The organism is Rhodosalinus sp. (assembly GCF_041685465.1).
In the GTDB taxonomy this organism is placed as follows: domain Bacteria; phylum Pseudomonadota; class Alphaproteobacteria; order Rhodobacterales; family Rhodobacteraceae; genus Rhodosalinus.
The window spans coordinates 1-7489 of record NZ_JAWLFS010000151.1; the positions used below are offsets into that span (position 1 = coordinate 1).

General features: G+C 68.7%; 11 protein-coding genes. 7 read left to right on the forward strand and 4 right to left on the reverse strand.

Annotated elements, in window-relative coordinates; translation table 11 throughout:
• The 4 genes from ACESL7_RS10625 to ACESL7_RS10640 all read right to left on the reverse strand — a co-directional run.
• On the reverse strand, nt 1-947 hold a 947-nt coding region (locus ACESL7_RS10625), incomplete at its 3' end, for a YeeE/YedE family protein (RefSeq protein WP_372893299.1).
• 282 nt (nt 948-1229) lie between these two features.
• Nucleotides 1230-1571, reverse strand: a complete 342-nt coding sequence (locus ACESL7_RS10630; protein ID WP_372893300.1) for an ArsR/SmtB family transcription factor — start codon at nt 1569-1571, stop codon at nt 1230-1232.
• A gap of 44 nt (nt 1572-1615) precedes the next feature.
• Nucleotides 1616-2116 carry a GlcG/HbpS family heme-binding protein gene (locus ACESL7_RS10635; RefSeq protein ID WP_372893301.1) on the reverse strand — a complete coding sequence of 167 codons (501 nt, stop codon included), beginning with the start codon at nt 2114-2116 and terminating at the stop codon, nt 1616-1618.
• A complete protein-coding gene (locus tag ACESL7_RS10640) occupies nt 2113-2493 on the reverse strand; it encodes a thioredoxin fold domain-containing protein (protein WP_372893302.1) in 381 nt (126 codons plus the stop codon). Before ACESL7_RS10640 ends, ACESL7_RS10635 begins: the two co-directional genes overlap by 4 nt.
• 69 nt (nt 2494-2562) lie before the next feature.
• Here ACESL7_RS10640 and ACESL7_RS10645 point away from each other — a divergent pair, with 69 nt between their 5' ends.
• The 7 genes from ACESL7_RS10645 to ACESL7_RS10675 form a co-directional block, all read left to right on the forward strand.
• On the forward strand, nt 2563-3300 hold the full coding sequence (locus ACESL7_RS10645; protein WP_372893303.1) for a cytochrome c biogenesis CcdA family protein: 738 nt from the start codon (nt 2563-2565) through the stop codon (nt 3298-3300).
• Between the two features lie 24 nt (nt 3301-3324).
• Nucleotides 3325-3918, forward strand: coding sequence for a thioredoxin family protein (locus ACESL7_RS10650; RefSeq protein WP_372893304.1), 594 nt, complete (start codon nt 3325-3327; stop codon nt 3916-3918).
• 123 nt (nt 3919-4041) lie between these two features.
• Nucleotides 4042-4530, forward strand: coding sequence for a sulfur oxidation c-type cytochrome SoxX (gene soxX, locus ACESL7_RS10655; protein WP_372893305.1), 489 nt, complete (start codon nt 4042-4044; stop codon nt 4528-4530).
• Between the two features lie 39 nt (nt 4531-4569).
• On the forward strand, nt 4570-4989 hold the full coding sequence (gene soxY, locus ACESL7_RS10660) for a thiosulfate oxidation carrier protein SoxY (protein WP_372893306.1): 420 nt from the start codon (nt 4570-4572) through the stop codon (nt 4987-4989).
• A gap of 20 nt (nt 4990-5009) precedes the next feature.
• Nucleotides 5010-5336 carry a thiosulfate oxidation carrier complex protein SoxZ gene (gene soxZ, locus ACESL7_RS10665; protein ID WP_372893307.1) on the forward strand — a complete coding sequence of 109 codons (327 nt, stop codon included), beginning with the start codon at nt 5010-5012 and terminating at the stop codon, nt 5334-5336.
• Between the two features lie 78 nt (nt 5337-5414).
• A complete protein-coding gene (gene soxA, locus ACESL7_RS10670) occupies nt 5415-6260 on the forward strand; it encodes a sulfur oxidation c-type cytochrome SoxA (RefSeq protein ID WP_372893308.1) in 846 nt (281 codons plus the stop codon).
• A 98-nt stretch (nt 6261-6358) separates the two neighbouring features.
• Nucleotides 6359-7489 (forward strand): metallophosphoesterase (locus ACESL7_RS10675; protein ID WP_372893309.1); only part of this gene is annotated, 1131 nt, incomplete at its 3' end.

Consider the following 7489-nt stretch of genomic DNA (forward strand, 5'->3'; position numbering starts at 1 on the left):
GTGAGCCCCTGCCCGATGCTGCAGCCCATGGCGACCACGGCGCCGCCGCCCATCAGGATCGCACCGAAGATCTGGCGGCGCAGCTCCCGCGGGTCCTCGCAGGCTTCCCAGCGGAAGTGCCCCTTCAGGAGCGAGCCGATGAAGGCGCCCAGCCAGACGCCCGCCACCGAGCCGACGGCGAAGCTGACGGGCCGCGCGCTGCCGGTCATGGCGAAGAGGATCGATTCGCCCACCGGCGCCGAGAAGGAGTGCGAGACCACCGGCAGCGCCTCGAACCCGGTGGTGGCGACCCACCAGGTGCCGGCCCAGCCCAGCACCACGGCCACGCCCACCATCGCGCCCCAGAACATCGACTTCGGGCTGGCGCGCAGATCTGCCGAGGCAAGCGCCAGCGCGATGAGGCCCGCGCCCGCCGCGAGCCCGAAGAGCGCCGGCGGCAGCCCGGTCCAGGCGGCAGCGTAGTCCGCCAGCGCCGGCGGCGTGCCGGTCACCGCCTCCTGCGGGAAAAGCCAGTTGCGGACGGGCGCAAGCGGGCCGGCGAGCACCGCATAGGCCGAGACGCCCATCACCAGCACGATCACGAAGCTCCTGAGATCGCCGCCGCCGAGCCGCGCGATCGCGCCGTAGCCGCAGTTCCCGGCGAGCGCCATGCCGTAGCCGAAGGCGAGCCCGCCGAGGATCGAGGCGAGCGGCATCCACCGGATCGAGTGGTAGAAGCTGAGGCCCGGGTCGAAGAGCCCGAGCGCCGCGAGCGCGAAACTCCCTGTCACCGCGACGCCGATGGCGAGACACCACATCCGCAGCCGCGTGTCGCTGCCGCCGTAGAGCACGTCCTCGATCGCGCCGAGCGTGCAGAACCGCCCGAGCCGCGCCGCGAGGCCCAGAAGCACGCCTCCCGCGACACCGACCGCCGCGACGATCCATGTTTCCGGAAACAGTTCCAGCATGTCAGCCCTCCCCGGGCCCCGCTCCCCTGTCGGGCACTATGTCGCAGCGCTGGACGGAATACAACGGCATGCCCGGACGGCGGGCGCTCGCCGAGGGGGCTGTCTGCCCCCTCTTGGCCTTCGGCCAATTCACCCCCCGAGGATATTTGACCCAAGAAGAAGACGCGGGCGTGCCCATCATCTTGGCGGAAATACTCCGGGGAGCGCGAGGGGCAGCGCCCCTCGCCCCCGAGCCGGCCGCAGCGGGCGCGGCGCCGGGGCGGAGGCACGCCCGTCGCCGCCTCAGTCCGCGTCGTCGCGGCAGAAGAGGTCGTAGACCGTCTCGAGCATCTTTTTCGGGCGGTCGTCGGCGAGGCGGTAGTAGATCGCCTTGCCGTCCCGGCGCGGCACGACGAGGCCCTCGAGGCGCAGGCGCGAAAGCTGCTGCGAGACCGCGGCCTGACGCGCCGAGAGCAGCTCCTCGAGCTCGGTCACCGACTTTTCGCCGGTGACCAGGTGGCACAGGATCATCAGCCGGCCCTCGTGGCTGATCGCCTTGAGAAAGGCCGAGGCGGTCTCGGCCTTGTCGACGATCCGGTCGAGCTCGGCCTCGGACATGTCTGGATCGATGACGGGCAACGCCATTTCAGCAGCCTTTTCCTCGCGTCCCGGCGCATGGGGGGCAGTGATCAGAATGCGATGTCCATCTCGATCGCGGCGATCCCCGCCTCGGCGCAGACGTCGTCGAGCGACGGGCTCGGCGCGCCGGAGACGCCGATGCCGGCGACCACGTCGCCGTCGCCCGCGCGGATCATCAGCCCGCCGCCGAGCGGCAGCGCCTGCGACAGGTGGCGGATGCCGGAGGCCTCGGTGCCGGCCTCGGTCGACTCGGCGAGTTCCGAGGTGGGCGTGCGGAAACTCACCGTCGTCCAGGCCTTGCGCAGCGAGGTCTCGTGGACATGGGCGCCGGCGAAGCGGTCGCGCACGAAGGCCTGCGGCACGCCGAAGCGGTCGGTGACGGTGACGCCGACCTGATACCCCTCGTCGCGGCAGTGCTCCATCGCGGCGGTGGCGGCGCGTTGCGCCAGTTCCGGTGTGAGCGCCCGGAACTCCACGAAGGCGTCCTGCGCGAGCGCGGGCGCGGCGACGGCCGCGCTCAGCGCGGCGGCGGCGGCGAAAAGTCCTTTCATGTCCCTCCTCCCTCTGTGCTTTCGGGATCGTAGTCGGTGTGCTCCGCGAGCATCTGCCCGAGCAGGCCCCAGAAGAAATCCTCGCCCGGATACCCCTCGAGGCGGGCGAGTTCCTCGCCGTCCTCGACGAGGACGAAGGTCGGCGTGAAGACCACGGGGCGGTCGAAGGTCATGCCCTCGGGCGGCGCGTCGCGAAGCCGGACGGTCGTCAGGGGGGCAGCGCGCCCCTCGTCGGTCTTCGGATATTCCGGCGCGACCTCGCGCATCCAGGCCTCGCAGTAGGTGCAGCCGGGCTGTTCCACCATGACGAGGTCCGCCGCCTGGGCGGGCAGCGGCGCGAGCAGGGCGGCGGCGAGAAGCGCGCGGCGCATGGGCATCTGCCTCTTGATCGGGCGATCGGTTTCACTCAACGTAATATGAATACGTGAATGGCACAAGGAGCGGCCATGCTGGAGATTTCCTTCGCGGGCGCGGCGCTGGCAGGGCTCCTGTCGTTCTTCACGCCCTGCATCCTGCCGATGGTGCCCTTCTACCTGAGTTACATGGCCGGCATCTCGATGCAGGAGCTGCGCGGCGACGGGGCGATCGCGCCGGGCGCCCAGCGCCGGCTCGTGATCTCGGCGGTCGCCTTCGCGCTCGGCGTGACGACGATCTTCGTTCTCCTCGGGATGGGCGCGACGGCGCTGGGGGAGGCTTTCGCGCAGTGGCGCGGGCCGCTCAGATACGTCGCCGCGGCAGTGCTGGCGGTCTTCGGGCTGCATTTCCTCGGGGTGCTGCGGATCGGCTTTCTCTACCGCGAGGCGAAGATCGAGAGCACGGCGGAACCCTCGACGCTCTTCGGCGCCTATCTGATGGGGCTCGCCTTCGGCTTCGGCTGGACACCCTGCGTGGGTCCCGCGCTGGCCTCGATCCTGATGATCGCGAGCGGAATGGGCGACGTCGCGCGCGGCGGGCTGCTGCTGATGGTCTACGGGCTGGCGATGACGGCGCCCTTCGTCGTGGCGGCCTTCTTCGCGCGGCCCTTCCTCGGCTGGGTGCAGCGCCACCGCGGGCTCATGCAGCACGTCGAAAAGGCGCTCGGCGGGATGCTGATCCTGTTCGCGATCCTCATCGCGACGGACATGGTCAGCCTGATCGCCAACTGGATGATCGACGTGGCGCCGGGCTTCACCACGATCGGCTGAGACCGTCACAGGGAGGAGAGAAACATGACCGAATGGACGAGACGCGCGATCCTCGGGCTCGCCGCGGCGGCGGCGCTGGCCCTGCCCGCGGGCGCGGAGCCCCGGATCGGGGACGACGGGCTGCACAAGGCGCCTTGGATGGCGCAGACCTTCATGGACCTGCGCGGCGATCTGGAGGAGGCGCGCGCACAGGGCAAGCGCTTCGCCATCATCTTCGAGCAGCGCGGCTGCATCTACTGCAAGAAGATGCACGAGGAGGTCTTTCCGCGACCGGAGATCGCCGGCTACCTCGAGGAGAATTTCTTCGTCGTGCAGCTCAACCTTCACGGCGACCTGGAGGTCACCGACTTCGACGGCGACGTTCGGCCCGAGAAGGCGATGGCGCGGAAGTGGGGCGTGATGTTCACGCCGACCCTCATGTTCTTCCCCGAAGAGGTGCCCGGGGACACCAGCGCGCCGGAGGCAGCGGTCGCCACGATGCCGGGCGCCTTCGGCTGGCAGACGACGCTCGACCTGCTGACCTGGGTCAGGGAAGAGCGCTACGCGCTGGACACCGACGAGGATTTCCAGCGCTATCACGCCCGCCGCATCCGCGAGCGCGCGGAGGGCGCCGACTGATCCCATGCCGCAACGCAGCATGTTATTCATATCCGTGAATTCGTTGTTGCGTTGCGACACTTCGTCGCCTACGGTATACCAAGCGAGCGGTCGGCGACGGACCGGCAAGCCAAGGGAGGATTCATGAAAAACACAGCGACCGTCCTCGCGAGCTGCGTCATCGCGCTGACCGGCGCGGCGCAGGCCGACGAGGCAGCTTACGCACAGGAGATCAGTTTCGGCGAATACGGCGGCGTCGCCGAGCCCCTGACCTCGACCCCCGGCGACCCCGAGCGCGGCGCCGAGATCATGGTGACCCGCGCGGAGGGCAACTGCATCTCCTGCCACGTGGTCAGCGCGCTCGACTACGCGCCCTTCCACGGCGAGGTCGGTCCGCCGCTCGACGGCGTCGCCGACCGCTGGGACGAGGCGCAGCTTCGTGGCCTGCTGGTCGACTCCAAGCAGACCTTCCCGGGCACCATCATGCCGGCCTACTTCAAGACCGCCGGCTACGAGCGCCCCGGCGAGGCCTTCACCAAGAAGCCCGCCCAGGAGCCGCTGCCGCCCCTGCTTTCGGCGCAGGACGTTGAGGACGTGGTCGCGTTCCTGTCCACCCTGCACTGGGAAGACTGATACCGCGCGGCCCGGAAACGCATGAAGGAGAGGATCGAGATGGATTTCACCAGACGTGAGACACTGGCGCTCGGCGCCGGCGCGGCGGCGCTGACGCTGCTGCCGGTCGGCGCCTCGGCGGCGAGCGTCGACGAGCTCGTCAACGAGTTCACCGGCGGCGCGGATGTGGCCGACGGCGGCGTGACGCTCGACGCGCCGGAGATCGCGGAGAACGGCAACACCGTGCCGATCAGCGTTTCGGCCGAAGGGGCCGCGTCGATCATGGTGCTCGCGGCCGGCAACCCGACGCCGCCCGTGGCCACCTTCAACTTCGGCCCGCTGGCCGGCTCGTCGAGCGCGAGCACCCGCATCCGCCTTGCCGGGACGCAGGATGTCATCGCCGTGGCGAAGATGGCCGACGGCAGCTTCGCGCGCACCTCCAAGGAAGTGAAAGTCACCATCGGCGGCTGCGGCGGCTGAGAAAACAGGAGGACACGACCATGGCAAACGTCAGACCCCGCGTCCGCACGCCCCGCTCCGCTTCGGCCGGCGAGGTGGTGTCGATCAAGACGCTCATCAGTCACCCGATGGAGTCGGGCCAGCGCAAGGACAGCCAGGGCAACACCATCCCGCGCCAGATCATCAATCGCTTCACCTGCGACTTCAACGGCGAGAGCGTGCTCGACGTGACGATGGAACCGGCGATCTCCACCAACCCCTACTTCGAGTTCGAGGTGAAGATCCCGGAGTCGGGCGACTTCCAGTTCACCTGGTACGACGACGACGGCTCCGTCTACGAGGACACCAAGACCGTCGAGGTGAGCTGAGCGCCGGGCCGCGCCCGCGCCCCAAGGCAGATCCGCCTCGCGCGCGCGCCGCGCGGGGCGGCCCCAAGGGAGGAACGAATGAAATTCAAGACAATGACGGCCGCCGCGACGCTCGCGTTGATGACGCCGGCCGCCGTGGCCGCGGACCCGGACGCAAAGCTCGTGATCAACGGCCAGATCGAGTTGACGACCGAAACCGAGGCGCCCGAGCATCTCGATCGGATGCGCACCATCCGCTCCGGCTGGACCTTCCGCACGGAAGACACGCAGGTGCTTCAGATGGACGACTTCGACAACCCGGCGATGATCTACGTCGACGAGGCGCGCGACGCCTGGTACGCGACGGAAGGCGCCGCCGATCAGTCCTGCGCAAGCTGCCACGAGGATCCGGAATCGCTCGAGGGGCTGCGCGCTCAGCTTCCCAAGTGGAACGAGGAGGCGGGCAAGGTCTACACCGCCGAGATGTACGTCAACGAGTGCCGCACCGAGCGCATGGAGGCCGAACCCTGGGGCTGGGACAGCCAGGAGATGAAGAACATGACGGCGCTCATCTCCTCCGTCTCCCGCGGTGAAACGGTCGACGTGCAGATCGACGGCCCTGTCCGCGAGACCTGGGAGCGGGGCAAGGAGATCTACTACAGCCGCTACGGTCAGCTCGAGCTTTCCTGCGCGACCTGCCACGAGGACAACTACGACAACTACATCCGCGCCGACCACCTGAGCCAGGGCCAGATCAACGGCTTCCCGACCTACCGGCTCAAGCAGGCGAACCTCGTGTCGATGCACAACCGCTTCAACGGCTGCATCCGGGACACGCGCGGCGTGCCCTACGAGGTCGGCAGCGACGATTTCGTGGCGCTCGAACTCTACGTCGCCTCGCGCGGCAACGGCCTCTCGGTCGAAGGGCCGGCCGTCCGCAACTGAGACCCGTGACAGCCTGATCCGGCATATCCCTCCCGCCCACGCGGGAGGGGCATGCCCCCCTCATCCTGATGCACGACAAAGAACGGAGCCCCGCACCGATGATCTCCCGCCGCGATTTCCTGCAAGCGAGCATGGCCGCCTCCGCGCTGGTCGGGGCCTCGGGCTTCGGTAACTGGTCACGGCTCGCGGCGCAGCAGGCGCTGACGCAGGACCAGCTTCTGGAATTCGACAGCTTCGGCAACGTGTCGCTGATCCACATCACCGACATTCACGCACAGCTCAAGCCGATCTATTTCCGCGAGCCCTCGGTCAACCTCGGCGTCGGCTCCAACAAGGGCGAGGTGCCGCACATCACCGGCGCGGACTTCCGCCGACTCTACGGCATCGAGGATGGCAGCCCCTCGCATTACGCGCTGACCTACAACGATTTCTCCGCGCTCGCGCAGACCTACGGCAGGATGGGCGGCATGGACCGCGTGGCCACCGTGGTGAACGCCATCCGCGCCGAGCGGCCCGACGCGCTGCTGCTCGACGGCGGCGACACCTGGCACGGCAGCTACACCTGCTACCAGACCGAGGGCCAGGACGTCGTCAACGTGATGAACAAGCTGCGCCCCGACGCGATGACCTTCCACTGGGAGTTCACGCTGGGCCAGGACCGCATCCGCGAGATCATCGACGGGCTGCCCTTCGCCGCACTGGGCCAGAACGTCTTCGACGCGATGTGGGACGAGCCCGCCGAGCGCTTCAAGCCCTACGAGTTCTTCGAGCGCGGCGGCGTCAAGATCGCGGTGATCGGGCAGGCCTTCCCCTACATGCCGATCGCCAACCCGGGCTGGATGTTCCCCGACTACACCTTCGGCATCCGCGACGGGAACATGCAGGCCATGGTGGACGAGGTGCGCGCGCAGGGCGCCGAGCTCGTCGTCTGCCTCAGCCACAACGGTTTCGACGTGGACAAGAAGATGGCGGGCGAGGTCTCGGGCATCGACGTCATCCTGACCGGCCACACCCACGACGCCCTGCCCGAGCCGGTGCTGGTGGGCGACACGATCCTGATCGCCAGCGGGTCGAACGGCAAGTTCGTCAGCCGCGTGGATCTCGACGTGCGCGACGGGCAGATGATGGGTTTCCGCCACAAGCTGATCCCGATCTTCTCGGACGTGATCGACCCCGACCCGGAGGTCGCCGAGGCCATCGACGCCGAGCGCGCGCCCTTCGAGGCGGAG